Here is a 17,079-nt window from a genome sequence, read left to right on the forward strand (position 1 = left end):
TATTTGCTCCTTATGAAATATTGGTTTTTGCACACTGCGGATTTGCATGGATAGTACCATCCGGTAAAAATTCTTGATTATGCAATGAAGCAACTTGTCGGGGATGATAAGTTGTAGTAGGTTCCGGTGCGAAAGTTACTTCTCCTTTGTCTACAAAAGTTTGTAGGGATTGCGCATAATCATAAATTGGGCTTGGGTATTGTCCATCAAAGTAAGCCGTTGTCAAGCCAGATCCTTCACCATGATAAGGTAGGTCAATAGCTTTAATTAGTGCGTTAACACTAAGAAAAGCTAAAGAGTCTGCTTCAATCATACGCGTCATTGATTCAATAGAATGATTAGCACCTAGAAGTTCTTTGGTCGTTTGCATATCAATGCCGTAAAAAGATGGGAATTTGAAAACTGGACTAGCTATTCTCACGTGAACTGACTTAGCACCAGCCTCTTTCAACATACGTACAATATACATAGATGTTGTCCCACGTACAATCGAATCATCAATTAACACAATGTTTTTACCACGTACCACGTCATCAACAACACTCAATTTCATCCGAACAGCACGTTCTCTTTTATCTTGTGTTGGTTCAATAAAGGTGCGAGCGATATATTGATTTTTAACTAATCCCATTTCATTGGGAATACCAGCACCCTCAGCATAACCAATTGCCGCACTTAAACTTGAATTTGGAACACCAACCACAACGTCAGCATCAGGCACTGGTTGTTCTTTAGCTAATGCCAATCCCATTCGCTTACGCGCTTGATGAACATTGACCCCATAGATATTTGAATCTGGTCGCGCAAAATAAATATATTCCATGGCATCAATATTAAGTGTTGTTTTAGTCGTATAAGTATCGATGGTGATTCCCTCATCATCAATTGTAATCAATTCACCTGGCTGAACATCACGCACAAATTTTGCACCAACAACACTCAAAGCAGCCGTTTCAGAGGTCACAATATAGTTACCATCAGGCATCTGTCCAATGACAAATGGTCGAAAGGCATGCGGATCTAGCACAGCATACATTGCTGTAGGCGTTAACAGTAAATAAGCGAATCCACCTCGAATTTTACCTAAGGCCTCTTTTATTTTATCTGTAAAGCTATCTGCTTTTGAACGTCGAATTAAATGCAATAAAATTTCTGAATCGGAAGAAGATTGAAAAATTGCACCCTGTTGTTCTAATTCACGGCGTAACGATAACGCATTAGTTAAATTACCATTATGCGCTAAAGCGATTTGCATATCATGAAAATTAGCCATTAGTGGCTGTATGTTCTCAACGCCATGTGAACCAGCTGTTGCATATCGCACATGACCAATAGCTGCCGTCCCTTGAAGTGCTTCAATATGGGCTGTGTCACGAAAGACATCAGAAAGTAAACCGAGGCCACGTTCTTGCCATAAATGACCAGCATCATTGGATACTATGCCTGCTCCCTCTTGTCCACGATGTTGCAAAGCATGCAAGCCATAATAAGTAATTTGTGCAGCATCATCACGTCCCCAAACGCCAAAAATACCACATTCTTCATTAAGTGATTTTGTATTTAAATCTAAAGCCCGCTCAACTTCAGCACTATGGGCATCGCCAGTGTTAATCTGTGATACATGTTCATTGTGTTTCATTATTATTTTCTCCAAAACAAGTGTTCTGTATCATTTTTAATCTTTCATCATTTCAGAAATACTATGCAAATAAATGTCTTTAGCAGTTGCTACTGGTAATGCAATAACTTGCCCCTGATCAGTACCGATATTGATGAGATCAGTGGCAGTTACTTCTCCAATTTCAGAAACTGAGACATCATGATTTTGTACTAATGCTTCAAATGTTTTAACATTTGAAGCAGCAACACTCACAATAAAGCGACCAGCCGTTTCGGCAAAGAGTTGTGATGTACTACCAGCAAAAGTGGCATCAATACCTAGATTATTTTTAATTGCACTTTCAACTAAGCTTACAGCCAATCCGCCTTCACTTAAATCATGCGCACTCTCGATTAAGCCAGCATGGATAGCATCTAAGACAAAACCTTGATTAGCGATTTCTGCTTGTTCGTCAAATTCAAAAAGTTGACCGCTAATTTGTTGCGTTTGCAGCTTTTGAATTTCACTACCATTGAAACTGTCTTGCGTGTCACCGATTAAATAAATAACATCCCCTGGTTTTTTAAAGAACGACGTTGTGATATAACGATTATCTTCAATCAAACCAACCATACCAATCATTGGTGTTGGATAAATGGCTGTACCATCTGTTTCATTATAAAGGCTCACATTTCCAGAAATAATTGGTGTGTTCAATTGCTTAGCAATTTCGGTAATGCCTTCAACTGATTCGTGCAATTCATAGTAGACGTCAGGATTATCTGGTGAACCAAAGTTCAAACCATCTGTAATTCCAATAGGCAATGCACCAGTGGCAACAATATTTCGAGCTGCTTCAGCTACAGCCATTTTTGCACCAATGCGTGGGTTCAAGTAGAGATAACGCGCATTAACATCAGTCGTCATTGCTAATGCTTTTTTAGTACCACGAATTCGAACGACAGCAGCGTCACCACCCGGTTTCACAACTGTATCAGCGCGGACTTGTGAATCAAAATGTCTAAATAATTCAGCTTTTGAAGCGATTGTTGGTTGTGCTAATAATTGTTTCAATGTCGCTGTTGCATCAACTACGTCTGGTACAAATTGTTCTTGATGTGCTGACAATAAGCGTTGTGGCTTTGTTTGTGGTAAATCTTGTTTAGGTGGATTTGTCAAAAACTCAACATCCACATCAGCAACGACTTCATCCATAAAGCGTAAACGATAACGGCCATCATCAGTGACTTGACCAATAATCACAGCATCAAGATCCATGTCCTGGAAAATATCCATCACTGCTTTTTCTTGTCCCTTAGTGACAACGAGTAACATACGCTCCTGTGATTCAGACAACATCAGTTCGTACGGCGTCATATTTGCTTCACGTTGTGGCACAAGATCTAAATTCAGATCAATGCCCATACCAGCTTTGGCAGCCATTTCAGAACTAGAAGATACTAATCCTGCAGCGCCCATGTCCTGAATACCCACAACTTTATCAGCATGTTCACGAATGACACGTAAAGTCGCATCCATAACTAGCTTTTCTAAGAATGGGTCGCCTACTTGCACGGCTGAACGATCTGAAGCTGCTTCAGATGAAAATTCAGCACTAGCGAAGGTTGCCCCGTTAATACCATCACGGCCTGTTTTAGCACCAACATAAATGATTGAGTTACCAACACCTTTGGCTTGTCCAACTTGCATAGCCGCTTGATCCATGAGTCCAACTGCCATAACATTCACCAATGGATTACCAGCATAAACATCGTCAAAACTAATTTCACCACCAACAGTTGGAATACCGATAGCATTACCATAACCAGCAATTCCTGCAATCACACCATCAACAATATGCTTGGTACGCGAATTTTCTAGTTCACCAAAACGCAGAGAGTCTAATATTGCAATGGGCTGTGCACCCATCGAGAAAATATCTCTTAAAATACCGCCGACACCCGTAGCTGCGCCTTCGTATGGTTCTACAAATGAAGGATGATTATGACTTTCAGCTTTAAAGACGACTGCTTGGTTATCGCCAATATCTAAAATACCAGCCCCTTCTCCAGGGCCTTGCAAAACCCGATCATTTTGAGACCAAAATTTGCGTAAAGCTGGCTTAGACTTCTTATATGACACGTGCTCTGACCACATACCAGAGAAAATACCTGTCTCTGTATAATTAGGTAAACGACCTATTGTCTTCACAATGAGTGCATATTCTTTTTCAGTTAATCCCCATTGTTCATAAATTTTGTGATCACGTACCTGTTCAGGCGTTGCTTCATTTGCCATGGGATTTAAAGGCTTTTTGGGCATGACTTATCTCCTAAAATATGCTGTTCAAATTATTTAGCAACTGTACTTAAAATACTATTGACGATACTCTTAAAGAATTGCCGACCATCTGTATTACCCGTCAAGGCATCAACTGCACGTTCTGGATGTGGCATCATACCAAAAACATTTCCTTTTTCATTCATAATGCCAGCAATATTATTAAGAGAGCCATTCACATTTTGCGCGTAACGAAAGACGACTTGACCGTGCTGTTCCAAGCGTTCTAACGTTTCCGGATCCGCATAATAATTTCCCTCACCATGGGCAATAGGTAATATGACGGTTTCTTGTTGCGCATAATCACTTGAGAAGCTTGTTTGGTGGTTAGCAACTGTTATAGCAACTTCTTCACAGATAAAGCCAGGTCGCTCGTTCATTAACAACTGTCCAGGTAGCAAGCCAGCTTCGGTTAAAATTTGAAAACCATTACAAATACCGACAATCAATTTACCTTCATTGGCTGCTTGTGCAACCGCCGACATAATTGGTGAAAATCGTGCAATAGCACCTGTGCGTAAGTAATCACCATACGAAAAGCCACCTGGTAAAAGTATCGCATTATAACCGCTTAATGATGCTTGTCTTGCGTCCACAATATCGGCATCAATATCAAAATCTTGCAATGCATACAACATGTCATCGTCACAATTAGAGCCTGGAAAGCTAATGACTGCAGCACGTATTTTATTCATCATTGGGCTTTTACCTCATCTGTTACCAGAGTTAAATCGTAGCGATATGTTTCAGTATTTTGGTTAATCAATAATGCGTCCGTAAAGGATTCAACGATTTGAGCAGCTGCATCGACATCACGTGCATTAAATTTCACCTCAAAGTACTTACCTTGGCTAACTTTTTCAATACCAGAATAGTCCATACGCTTCAATGCAGACTTAATCACTTCACCTTGGGGATCTAAAATAGAGGGCTTGTAGGTAACATAAATTTTTGCAAGATACATCTTTATTCTCCTTGGAATATTATCCATTTTCGTATGTGATCATTGATTACTGGTTTAGAAACTGTTCTAAGCGATTCAATACTTCTTGATAGCCAACACGCAAGTCACCTTGATGTTTACGGAAGACATCCTTGTCTAATGATTCCCCTGTTGATTGATCAACTAACCGCATTGTATCTGGTGAAATTTCATCAGCTAATAGAATTTGATGATCTGCTGTCCGGCCAAACTCCAGCTTAAAGTCTACCAACGTAATGCCAATATTTTTAAACAGGGCAACAAGCTTTTCATTGACTTGTCGTGCGTATATGCGTAAATCAGTTAGCTCTTCTTTGGTGGCAAGCTTTAAAGCAAGAATTTGTGAATCATTCATAAACGGATCATCCAATGCATCAGACTTATAATAAAATTCTTGGACAGTTGGTGTTAATGGCATCATTGGCTTAACATCAAAACGACTAACAAAATGCCCTGATGCGTAATTTCTAGTCACAACTTCAATAGGAATAATATCAACCCGTTTTACTAACTGATCTGTTTCAGAAATATTAGCTAACCAATGATTAGCAATACCAGATTGCGTGAGATAATCGAATAATAAGTTACTAATTAAATTGTTGAAGTGCCCTTTTTCTGGGAAGTCTTCTTTCAGCTTACCGTTTAAGGCAGTCACTTGATCCATATAATGCACCCATAAAACATCAGCATTATTCGTTGCAAAGACCTGTTTGGCCTTACCTTCATACTTCAGTGCTTTTTTTCAATGAATTGACCATCTAATTCAAATTTTTCACTGCTCATCTTCAGTTCCTTCCTGATGTGTTGCTGCCCAATTTAATAACTTTGCGATGTTATCCTCACCCAAAACAGTGATATGCCCCATTTTACGATGTTGCTTGACGACTGCTTTACCATAATCATGGAAATGCCATTCTGGATGATTGGCTAATGCTTGACGTGCTTGAATGAGTTCGTCTCCGAGTAAATTTAACATCAATGCTGGTTTAAAACATTCAATTTGTGGTATCGGTAAGCCGACAATACTGCGGATATGTCCTTCAAATTGAGAAATAGTCGTTGCTTCAATACTATAGTGTCCAGAATTATGTGGTCGTGGTGCTAGTTCGTTGACCCAAATTTCTTCAGTTGATTCATTAATAAACAACTCAACACCCAAGACGCCACGCAAAGATAATGCTGTTGCAATCTTTGTTGCAATATCTTCAATTTTTTGTGCTAACTGATGTGATATATTAGCCGGCGCTAGACTGGTCTTCAAAATATGATGTTGATGGTTATTTTCAGCAATGGGCCAAGTTGTAATATCGCCATTGGCTGAACGCGTGACCATAACACTCACCTCTCGGGTAAATTGAATTTTCTTTTCTACAATTAATTGTGCGTTGGGCCAGTGCTTTTTCATTTCTGCTAAATCAGCTATATCATTGATATCCCATTGACCATGTCCATCATAGCCACCACTGGTTGTTTTGAGAATTAATGGTGTTCCCATGCTTAGAATTGCTTTTTCTAAGTCAGCTGGCGTTTTAATTTCAACGAAATCAGCAACAGGTACCTGCGCTTCATCGCGAATAAATGTTTTTCTTGTATCCGATTACTGGTAATATCCAATAATGCAATACCTTGAGGGATACGTACATTGCTTTGTTGACTTAAAGCATTTTGATCAACATTCTCAAACTCATAAGTGATGACATCACTTTCATCTGCTAATTTAGCTAATGCTGTTGCATCGTTATATTCAGCCGTAATTTGAAAATCAGCTACCTGTCCAGCTGGACTATCAGGTGTCGGGTCTAAAATACCAACACGATAACCCATTGGCTTAGCTGCTAGCGCCATCATTCGCCCAAGCTGACCACCACCAATAATGCCAATCGTTGCTGGTGGTAAAATAACATTTGCATCTGTTTTTTTGATCATACCAGGTCAGCCTCACTTTCAATTGAAGCTTGCGTTTGTTGCTGTCTAAATTTTTGAAGCAACGATGTCACATTTTCACTACTCAACCCCACAATCTGTGCGGCTAATATTGCAGCATTCTTAGCGCCTGCTTCACCAATTGCAACTGTCGCGACAGGAATACCTGATGGCATTTGAACAATGCTAAGCAATGAGTCCAAACCATTTAAGGCACGTGTTTGTATGGGTACGCCGATAACTGGAATGACTGTATTAGCAGCCAACATACCTGGTAAATGCGCCGCACCGCCTGCACCGGCAATAATCACCTGAAGTCCTTTGTCTTGTGCCTGCTTACCAAAATTTTGTAACTGATCTGGCATCCGATGTGCCGATATGACATGTTTCTCATATGTAATGCCTAACTGTGTTAACAATTCTACAGTTTGCTTCATAATTGGCCAATCACTTTTAGATCCCATTACCACGGCGACTTGTGTCATCTTATTTTTTACCTCGCTATAATGATATTGATCATTATATAAAATATGATTAGTGTTCTAGTTCGTTTACAACTATAATTTACCAAAAATATATTATCATGTGTTCGTTTTAAAATAATATTTTTCTCACAATATAAAAAATAGTTCGTTATAAACGAACTATTTATATAAAATTATAATCGAATCCGAATGTTAAGAAAATAAGCGCTTCCTTTTTAACTAAAAACGAACATTAAAAAAGCACTTAACAATGTTAAGTGCTTTTTAGCAAATTAAGCTTTCCAAACATCACCTAGTAGATGTGTTTGTTCAGGTTTAGGACCCACTGCAAAACTTAATAATGGTACCTCTAATAATTCAGAAATACGCTTCAAATAGTTTTGTGCATTAACAGGTAATGCTTCAAAAGTATCGATACCTGTAATGTCTTCATCCCATCCAGGTAATGTTTCACAATTAATATCCAAGCCTTCAAACCATGTATCACTAGCAGGGAAATGATGAATCTCCTCACCGTTATAGTTGTATGAAGTCACAATTTTAACTTCTTTGAGTCCAGACAATACATCCAAAGAATTCACTGCTAGCTTTGTTAAGCCAGAAACTTGTACGGCATGGCGCAATGCTACTGTGTCTAACCAACCAATACGCCGTGGACGTTTTGTTACCACACCATATTCATGACCAACTTCACGAATATGAGCACCAATTTCATCAAATAATTCAGATGGGAAAGGCCCTTCACCAACACGTGATGTGTAGGCCTTAATAACCCCAACAACATCTTGAATTTGCTTTGGACCAACGCCAGCACCATTTAATACGCCACCAGCAGTAGGATTAGATGACGTCACATATGGATAAGTACCATGATCAACATCTAGCATAACGCCTTGTGCACCTTCAAAGACGACACGCTTACCATCACGCATCAAGTTTCCCAAAAGATAAGCCGTATCTGTAACATATGGCTTTAACTTCTGACCCATCTCAACATAGTGTTGATAAATTTCATCATAATCAAGTGCTGCTTCACCATACAATTTTGTTAATTCATCATTTTTATGCGGTAAGTAACTTTTAAGTAACTCACCAAATATTTCTGGTTCAATTAAATCAGCAACGCGAATACCATTTCGAGAAATTTTATCAGTATAAGCAGGACCAATTCCTTTTTTAGTTGTACCGATACGATTGTTAGTTGCCCCTTCAGCTGCTTTATCCAAAGCAATATGATAAGGCATAATCACATGAGCACGGTTAGAAATACGTAGATTCTCGATTGAGATACCTTTGCTTTCAACTTCCGCAATTTCAGCCAATAACGCATCCGGGTTAACAACGACACCATTACCCAAAATGGCTAATTGACCTTCTGTGATAATACCAGAAGGTAAAGCAGATAATTCAAACTTTGTGTCACCATGATAAATGGTATGCCCTGCATTATTTCCGCCTTGATAGCGAACAACAGCATCAGCATGTTCTGCGAAAAAATCAACGATTTTTCCTTTTCCTTCATCACCCCATTGAGATCCAACAACAATTACACCAGACATTATAGCATTTCCTAACCTTTTAGTATTCATAAAACACGAACTATTTAATTTTAACCAACGTCTTTTACCAATGTATTATACCTTATTTTGACGCATTTTACGAAAATAAAAATAAAACCGAAAATCATTAACTGATTTTCAGATTCTATTCCAATTTCAGACTTTAAATATGAATTGGTAAACCATCGGCTAATTCAGCCGTATCCATAATGGCTTCACCCAATGTTGGATGTGGATGAATTGTTAATGAGATATCTTCAGCGCGTAAACCATTTTCAATCGCTAAGCTCATTTCATTAATTAAATCACTAGCATTAGGTCCCACAATTTGGGCACCCAACAAAATATCCGTTTCTTTATCCGTAATCAAGCGGATAAAGCCATCGGTTTGATGCATTGTAATAGCACGGCCATTAGCAGCAAATGGGAATTTTGAAACTTTAGCATCCAAATTTTTATCTTTGATTGACATCAGTGTCTCACCTACAGTCGCAAGCTCAGGATCCGTATAGGCAACTGATGGCATAGCAATCGCATCATTAGTGATGTCTTGACCACTGATAGCTGCAGCAGCTACTTTTGCCTCAAAGCTTGCCTTATGCGCCAAAGCTGGTCCTGCAACAATATCGCCAATCGCATAAATATGTGGTGCTGTGGTCTGCTGCTGATCATTCACCACAACTAAACCACGATCCGTCAATTTAACATCAGTTGCATTTAAACCAATCTCATCTGTGTTTGGGCGACGGCCAACAGATACCAAAACATAATCGCTTTTTACGGTTGCTGATTCACCGTCAACTTCGTAAGTAACTGTAACACCATCATCATCTTGTTGTGACGACTTAGCTTGTGCATTCGTTACAATTTTAACTTGATTATTTTCAAAATGACTTAAAACAGGTTGAATCATTTCTTTATCAAAACCATTCAGTATCTGAGGTAACCCTTCGATAATCGTCACTTTAGTCCCTAAGTTGCTATAAACACCTGCTAATTCAGAGCCGATCACACCACCACCAATAATCGTTAATGCTTCGGGAATCTCAGGTAATGATAACGCAGCAGTCGAATCAATAATGCGACCTTCAAAAGTAAAACCGGGGATTTCTACGGGACGTGATCCAGTTGCCAAAATCGCATGATTAAATTCTAGTAAGGTGGAAGAATCATCTGTCATCACATTGACAACTTTATCATCAGCAAAGCGTGCCTCACCCTTATAAATCTCAACTTGATGCTTTTTAAGTAACATTTTCACACCAGTAGTTAATGTGTTCACTACTTCGTTTTGTTTCCAAGATTGCGCTTTTTGCCAATCTAATTCTGGATCATCGACAGTCAAACCAAACGGTGTATCATGCGTTGCGGCATGATATGCATGCCCAACACCGATAAGTGCTTTAGATGGAATACAGCCAACGTTTAAACAAACACCACCAATTTGATTTTTTTCAACAATAGCTACTTTTTGACCTAGCTCGGCAGCACGAATGGCAGCCACATAGCCACCAGGTCCCGAACCAATGACTAATGTATCAACAGCTTGTGTCTGTGCACCAACTACCATTCCTATACCTCCATTAACATGTATGCAGGATCAGCTAGCAACAACTTCAAGTAATTGACTGCTTGTTGTGCTAACATCCCATCAATCAAACGATGATCAAAACTCAAAGACAACTTCAACATTTGCCCAACAGCAAGCTGACCATCCTCTGCAACAATCGCTTCTTTGTTAATTTTACCAACACCAAGAATAGCAGCTTCATTAACATTAATAACAGGTGTAAACCACTGACCACCAGCACTACCAATATTTGAAATTGTTACGGTACCATTAGACATATCTTTCGGCGACAATTGATTATCACGCGCTTTTTGTGCCAAAACTTCTATTTCTTTAGCAATGGCCATGATCGACTTGTGATCGGCACCTTTTATAACAGGTACAAATAAACCTTGTGGTGTATCAACTGCAATGCCAACATTGTATTCTTGACCATAAACGATTTCTTGCTTGTCATCATCAATGTATGCATTCAATTCTGGGAACTTTTTACCAACTGCTGCTAAAGCCTTTGTAAAGTACGCCATATAGGTTAACTTAACGTCTTGTTGGGCTGCAGTCGCCTTAAAGGCTCTACGATGTTCAACTAACTTAGTAACCTCAACTTCATCAAATACCGTCACATGTGGTAAGTTCTGTTTCTGTGCCACCATATTCTTCGCAATTGCACGTCGAATTGGTGTCATTGGAACACGACCCACTTTAGGCGGTTTAACTGATTCGCTTTGAACAATAGGCTCTGCTTGTGGTGTCCTTTGATCAGATGCGCTCGCCCTTTGTGTATCAGGAGTTGGTTGTTCTGACGTCTGGCCTGTAAAGCTCTGCACATCAGCAAAAGTAATATGTCCATGTCGACCAGTCGCTGGGACTTGGGTCAAATCAATGTTATGTTGGCGCGCATATTGCCTTACCGATGGCATGGCTTGTACACGACCATTTACAATTGGTGCACCTGCCTTGTCATCAGCTGAATTTGATGTATTGCTATTCGTTGGTTGCTGGTTATCAACAGTATTAGACTCTGTTTCAACTGCCTTAGCAGGAGCTTTCGATTGGGTATCATTTTCTGCTGTGCCCGTGCCATCACCATCAAATTCAATAATTGGATCTCCAACACTAACGGTTGTTCCTGCATCTACAAATAACTTTGTGATTTTACCAGCATATGGTGATAGCAATTCTTGTAAAAGCTTATCATTTTGTACCTCGGCGACAGCATCTTCTTCTTTAACTGTGTCACCAACCTTGACTAACCAAGATGAAATTTCGCCTTCGGCCATACCTTCACCAATATCTGGCATTTTAAAAATTTCTGTCATGTAAATATCCTCCCTTTACCTGATTACATTAGTCAAAGTTAACAATTTCTTTTACCTTAGCAATGACATCATCGGCATTTGGCAACCAATCATTTTCAGCCAAGGCGAAAGGATAGATGCTGTCCGGTGCAGCAACACGACCAATAGGTGCCTTTAGGTCAAGAATAAAGCGTTCAGAAATTTCACTCATCACACTTGCCCCAATACCAGCTTGACGCTGCGCTTCTTGAGCAACGACGACACGACCAGTCTTAGCAACAGATTGACCAATAGTCTCAATATCCAGTGGACTTACTGTTCTCAAATCAACAACTTCAGCATTAATGCCAGACTTAGCTAATTGTTCAGCAGCAGCCAACGACACAGGCACCATACCGCCATACGTAATAATTGAAATATCTTGTCCTTCACGTGCAATAGCGGCTTTATCTAAAGGTGTCGTATAGTAACCATCAGGTACTTCTCCTTTAATTGAACGATATAACTTCAAATTTTCTAAGAAAATAACTGGGTCATTAGATTCAATTGCGCTAAGTAACAAACCTTTTGCATCTGCGGGATTAGCTGGCATAACGACACGTAAACCAGGCGTTTGGGCTACAATCCCTTCTAAATTATCCGCATGCATTTCTGGTGTTTTAGTCCCACCACCATACGGTGCCCGCACAACAATTGGAAATTGTCGTGTGCCATGAAAGCGGAATCGACCACGAGCCATTTGACCGGCAAGCGAATCCATCACTTCATACAAGAAACCAAAAATTGGATTTCCATGATTGGCCTAAAGCCTTGCGTTGTTAAACCTATAGCTAATCCACCAATACCGGATTCAGCTAAAGGTGTATCAAAGACGCGTTCCTCACCATGCTTATCTTGTAAACCATCAGTCGCACGGAAAACACCACCGTTTTTACCAACATCTTCACCAAAAATCACAACATTTTCGTCACGTTCAAGGGCGATATCTTGCGCATCTGTAATTGCTTGTATATATGTTTTAACAGCCATTTATATTACTTACCCTCACTTTCAAAATGTGCAATTTGTTCCTGCTGGGCTTGACCAGGCTGTGCCAGAGTTTGCTTAATAAAGTCAGATACCTTTTGCTTTTCAACATTATCAGCTTGCTTAACTGCCTCATCAATCTGCTGATTAACTTCTTTAACCCAGCTTTCCTCAGTTTTTTCATTCCATAGTCCCTTATCGCCAAGGTACTTACGGAAACGGATTAATGGATCCATTTTTAGCCATTCGTCGATATCTTCTTGTGAACGATAACGTAATGGATCATCACCACTCATTGAATGCGGACCAAAACGGTTAGTCAGTGTTTCAATGAGCACTGGACCATTCTCAAGGGCCCACTGGCGTGCTGTTTTAGCAGCTAGATACACAGCTAACGGATCCATACCATCTACAACAATACTTGGTAAGCCAGCTGCCCAACCTTTCGCAGCCAAATGTTTTGCTGCTGTTTGCGTATGGCGTGGTGTTGAAATCGCAAAGCCATTGTTTTGAACAAAGAAGACAGCAGGCGCTTGATAATGACCTGCAAAGTTCATGCCTTCATAAAAATCACCTTGTGATGTACCACCATCACCAGTGTAGGTATAAGCAACATTCTTCTTACCGCGCTTTTTAAAGCCTAATGCAATACCAGCTGTTTCAACATATTGAGCGCCAATGATAATTTGTGGAAACCAACCTTTAACATCCCCAAATTCATTACCTTCGTAATGACCACGTGACCAGAGGAAAGCTTTGTAAATTGGTAATCCTTTTAAAACAAGTTGTGGCACATCACGATATCCAGGCATGACATAATCTTCTGAATCAAAAGCATAATTAGAGGCAACTTGTGATGCCTCTTGTCCTGCTGTTGGTGCAAAGAATCCTAAGCGCCCTTGCTTGGCTAGTCGAGTAGAACGATCATTTAGCGTTCTTGATAGCACCATTTGTTTCATTAATTCGACTAATTGGTCATCTTTAAGCCCAACCTTCTCTAAAGCCTGCTTGTCAACAATTTTGCCTTTATTATTCAAAATTTGGAATGTCTTAAATTCGGAATCTTGTCGTTCAAGTTGTGCTTTAAAATCTAATATATCTACCATGTTCATCCTCCTTATAACCGATATCTCAGTTCATTATCATTAACTGGCAAACATTTTGGCAATATCATGATTTGGTATGTGTCCAAAGTAATTGTCAGATGCATCCATTTCATCAAGTACACGTTTAATATTGGCTTCATCAAATTTCTGACCAATTAATTTTTGTCGAAGTGGCGTAATGTCTAGCAAGCCTAAGAAATCACCTTCAAAATGAATGTCGCGAATGATTCCCTCCTCAACTTGTGCAAAGACATCTACTGCACCACCTGTAAACTTCTCATGACTATGGAAATTAAAGGCCGGTGACTTACCGTAATTCCAATCCCATGTTGAGAACTGTCGTTTCTGTAAATCAGTAATCTGCGCATTTTGTGCACTATCCAAAATAATCTCTTGATCCTTACCTTGGTTAGACAAATAATACTGTAACGCTTCAAAGAAACTATCCATTGTCGTTTCTTTAGGTGCATAATTTTTAATCATACCTACACGAGAACGGACTGACTTAGCCGCTTTAGACATGAACTTCTCGTCTGCCACATTCAAAGCGTGTACCATCGTGTCAACATTCGTATCAAAAAGTAAAGTACCATGATGCATTAAATAACCATTAGCATACCGTTGCGCATTCCCAGATATTTTTTGCCATCAATCACCAAATCGTTACGACCAGTAATTTCAGCTGGAATATCCAATGAGTGAAGTGCGGCTAACATGGGTTGCACAAACTTGTGAAAATTGACTTCTGCCGTTTGCTCAACAGGTACGATGAAAGTAAAATTCAAATTACCCAAATCATGGTAAACTGCACCACCGCCTGTAACACGTCTTACAACTTGGATACCATGATCATCGACATATTCTTGGTTGACTTCTTGAAATGTATTTTGATTTTGTCCAAGAATAACAGCATTACGATTTTGCCACAATGTAAAAATTGGCTCATCTGGTTTCAAATCATTTAACAGCCATGTATCCATGGCAATGTTATGGGTTGCATCTGTTTGGTTATTCATCACGTAGCGCATGCATTACTCCTTCATATTCAACGAATTTGTTATCATTTTAGGAAACTGCAACCATAAATGAAAGCGTTTTCCTACGCCCTAATTGTAACTTTCTTCCCCCTAATATGCAAGACTATTACCTGGGTTTGTGGCATGATAGAATTGGAGGTTTTTATGATGTCTACTTTTTTAACAAATGATCATATTAGCATTAATTATTCTGATTCTGGTCAAGATGATCGCCAACCAGTTATTTTAATCAGTGGTTATTCTGGCGTTCAAGGTTCATGGATTGAACAAAAAAGGCCTTATTAGCCAATGGCTATCGTGTCATTACTTATGATCGACGCAATCACGGTGCTTCACAAACGTCACAACAAGGTTTGCGTATTGCGCGTCATGGGCAAGATTTATACGAACTCATTACTCATCTTCAGCTCACTAACGTTAATTTAGTAGGTCACTCAATGGGTGCTGCTACCATCTGGGCCTACCTATCTCTCTGGTATGATCAAAATGTTTCTCACATTATCACAATTGACGAATCACCAAAAACTATTAGCGAGAACGATTGGCAATACGGTCTGTTAGGATTAACTTGGGAAAATTATGCAAACGGTGTCCGTGAGATTGAAACAACACGCATGACCCGACACAAAATTAAATCTGACATCAAGATTGCAATCGGCAAAGAATATCGACCATTTGATTTTGAACTCAATTTACCACTCCTTCGCGATCACACCGCGCAAGATTGGCGTGATGTGATTAAAATGACACACACACCGCAACTGTTTATCGCTGGTAGTGATTCACCATTATGGTCTGCTGATCATGCTAAAGCTGCTCAAAAACTCAATACCAAATATATTGAAGCTATCACTATTGATGGTGCTGGGCATATGCCATATATTGAGTTTCCGGACTTATTCAACCAATATATGTTAGATTTTTTCAAAACAAAAAGCCAATGATAAATATCATTGGCTTTTTAGTACGTCTATTATAGATTAGAATTTCTGATTAAAATCAGATCCCTTTGGATGGTTAGGTACTGTAATCTTACCATCCTTAATTTTCTTTTCAGCTTCATTAACTGCTTTCTTTTGGCTATCTGTTAATTCAGATTTAGTTAACCAAACACCCTTTTCGTTCAAACCATAAGCAATCGTCTTACCACCAGGGAACTTACCGTTCTTATTGTAATCATCAGCAATATTCTTAACACCATCACCCACTGATGTGATTGATGAGGCCATAGTTGATGTGACCTTCTTCCCATCCTTTGACGTATAATTACCGTCTGACTTTTGGTCACGATCGACACCAATAATCAATAAACGATTTTTATCTGTTGCCGTCAACTTTGAATTTTCAGCCTTTGCTTCAGCAAAAGCACCATTACCAACAAAACCAGCAGCTGCGAAAATTGTATGAATACCACTGGCATACATTGTCTGAGTAATTGTCTTACCCTTTGCTGAGTCAGAAAATGAATTGGCATATTGCTTAACAATAGTTAAATCAGAATTTGTTGCCTTAACGCCAGCATCAAAACCTGCATCAAACGCATCAATGATATTACCATGGATACCACCAATGAATCCAACTTTTTTGTCTCCATTTTCAGTTGCTCGAGTGGCTGCGGCTACACCTGCTAAATATGATGATTGTTCTGAACGAAACATCACGTTAGCGATATTTTTCTTACCGTTCACAATATCATCAACCAAAACAAATTTCTGTTTAGGATTTAACTTAGCTGATTTTTGAATGGACTGGTTTAATGAATAACCAATACCATAAACAATATCATACTTTTGGCCTTTTGTAGCCAAACTAAAGTTTTGGTCCAATTCAGATTGATCCGTTGTATTGAAGTAAGCAACTGACTTATTAGATCCAGCAGGAATATTATTGGCTTTCGCATAACGCTTAGCGCCTTCCCAAGCAGATTGATTGAAGGAATGGTCGTCAACACCACCCACATCTAAAACCAAAGCTAATTTAGCTTTATCAGTATCATTAGATGCTGCTTTCTTATTCCCTGTTGCAGCATAAATACCACCACCAATAATAGCAATTGCAGCAATACCGCTGATAATTTGTGTTGATCTTTTCATCGCAATTCTCCCCTAGTGTGCTGAAACAGCACGATTTATTATGACATGATATGTAGCCAA

13 protein-coding genes and 3 pseudogenes are annotated in these 17,079 nt (G+C 39.3%); 2 read left to right on the top strand and 14 right to left on the bottom strand.

Going from position 1 to position 17,079, the window contains the following annotated elements; all coding sequences use genetic code 11:
• Positions 1-10 precede the first annotated feature (10 nt).
• The 13 genes and pseudogenes from purF to lplA form a co-directional block, all read right to left on the bottom strand.
• The gene (gene purF / locus LEUFL_RS0104035; protein ID WP_010007644.1) at positions 11-1,639 is read right to left on the bottom strand and encodes an amidophosphoribosyltransferase; all 1,629 of its coding nucleotides are present in this window, start codon (positions 1,637-1,639) and stop codon (positions 11-13) included.
• A gap of 36 nt (positions 1,640-1,675) precedes the next feature.
• The gene (gene purL / locus LEUFL_RS0104040; RefSeq protein ID WP_010007645.1) at positions 1,676-3,922 is read right to left on the bottom strand and encodes a phosphoribosylformylglycinamidine synthase subunit PurL; all 2,247 of its coding nucleotides are present in this window, start codon (positions 3,920-3,922) and stop codon (positions 1,676-1,678) included.
• A 29-nt stretch (positions 3,923-3,951) separates the two neighbouring features.
• Positions 3,952-4,626, bottom strand: a complete 675-nt coding sequence (gene purQ / locus LEUFL_RS0104045) for a phosphoribosylformylglycinamidine synthase subunit PurQ (protein ID WP_029508643.1) — start codon at positions 4,624-4,626, stop codon at positions 3,952-3,954.
• Between the two features lie 8 nt (positions 4,627-4,634).
• A complete protein-coding gene (gene purS, locus LEUFL_RS0104050) occupies positions 4,635-4,904 on the bottom strand; it encodes a phosphoribosylformylglycinamidine synthase subunit PurS (protein WP_010007647.1) in 270 nt (89 codons plus the stop codon).
• Positions 4,905-4,950: 46 nt separating this feature from the next.
• Complete coding sequence (locus LEUFL_RS0104055) at positions 4,951-5,655, bottom strand: phosphoribosylaminoimidazolesuccinocarboxamide synthase (RefSeq protein WP_029508644.1); 705 nt, start codon at positions 5,653-5,655, stop codon at positions 4,951-4,953.
• Positions 5,656-5,694: 39 nt separating this feature from the next.
• Positions 5,695-6,848 (bottom strand): annotated as a pseudogene (gene purK, locus LEUFL_RS11390) (5-(carboxyamino)imidazole ribonucleotide synthase).
• On the bottom strand, positions 6,845-7,330 hold the full coding sequence (gene purE, locus LEUFL_RS0104065) for a 5-(carboxyamino)imidazole ribonucleotide mutase (protein WP_010007653.1): 486 nt from the start codon (positions 7,328-7,330) through the stop codon (positions 6,845-6,847). Before purE ends, purK begins: the two are co-directional and overlap by 4 nt.
• A 272-nt stretch (positions 7,331-7,602) precedes the next feature.
• Positions 7,603-8,889, bottom strand: a complete 1,287-nt coding sequence (locus LEUFL_RS0104070) for an adenylosuccinate synthase (RefSeq protein WP_010007654.1) — start codon at positions 8,887-8,889, stop codon at positions 7,603-7,605.
• Between the two features lie 163 nt (positions 8,890-9,052).
• A complete protein-coding gene (lpdA, locus tag LEUFL_RS0104075; protein ID WP_010007655.1) occupies positions 9,053-10,459 on the bottom strand; it encodes a dihydrolipoyl dehydrogenase in 1,407 nt (468 codons plus the stop codon).
• 2 nt (positions 10,460-10,461) lie between these two features.
• Positions 10,462-11,778, bottom strand: a complete 1,317-nt coding sequence (locus LEUFL_RS0104080) for a dihydrolipoamide acetyltransferase family protein (protein WP_010007657.1) — start codon at positions 11,776-11,778, stop codon at positions 10,462-10,464.
• Positions 11,779-11,806: 28 nt separating this feature from the next.
• A pseudogene (locus LEUFL_RS13305) lies at positions 11,807-12,786 on the bottom strand (alpha-ketoacid dehydrogenase subunit beta).
• Between the two features lie 5 nt (positions 12,787-12,791).
• Positions 12,792-13,889, bottom strand: coding sequence for a thiamine pyrophosphate-dependent dehydrogenase E1 component subunit alpha (locus tag LEUFL_RS0104090; RefSeq protein ID WP_010007658.1), 1,098 nt, complete (start codon positions 13,887-13,889; stop codon positions 12,792-12,794).
• Positions 13,890-13,928: 39 nt separating this feature from the next.
• Positions 13,929-14,917: pseudogene (gene lplA, locus LEUFL_RS11400) on the bottom strand (lipoate--protein ligase).
• 153 nt (positions 14,918-15,070) lie between these two features.
• Here lplA and LEUFL_RS13145 point away from each other — a divergent pair.
• The gene (locus tag LEUFL_RS13145; protein ID WP_237697898.1) at positions 15,071-15,211 is read left to right on the top strand and encodes a hypothetical protein; all 141 of its coding nucleotides are present in this window, start codon (positions 15,071-15,073) and stop codon (positions 15,209-15,211) included.
• Between the two features lie 17 nt (positions 15,212-15,228).
• Positions 15,229-15,870, top strand: coding sequence for an alpha/beta fold hydrolase (locus LEUFL_RS11405; RefSeq protein ID WP_237697910.1), 642 nt, complete (start codon positions 15,229-15,231; stop codon positions 15,868-15,870).
• 36 nt (positions 15,871-15,906) lie between these two features.
• Here the strand turns inward: LEUFL_RS11405 and LEUFL_RS0104105 are convergent, their stop codons facing one another.
• Entirely contained in the window at positions 15,907-17,019 is a 1,113-nt protein-coding gene (locus LEUFL_RS0104105; RefSeq protein ID WP_010007662.1) for a BMP family lipoprotein, read from the bottom strand.
• Positions 17,020-17,079: the final 60 nt, after the last annotated feature.

This window comes from Leuconostoc fallax KCTC 3537 (assembly GCF_000165675.1).
Lineage (GTDB): Bacteria > Bacillota > Bacilli > Lactobacillales > Lactobacillaceae > Leuconostoc_B > Leuconostoc_B fallax.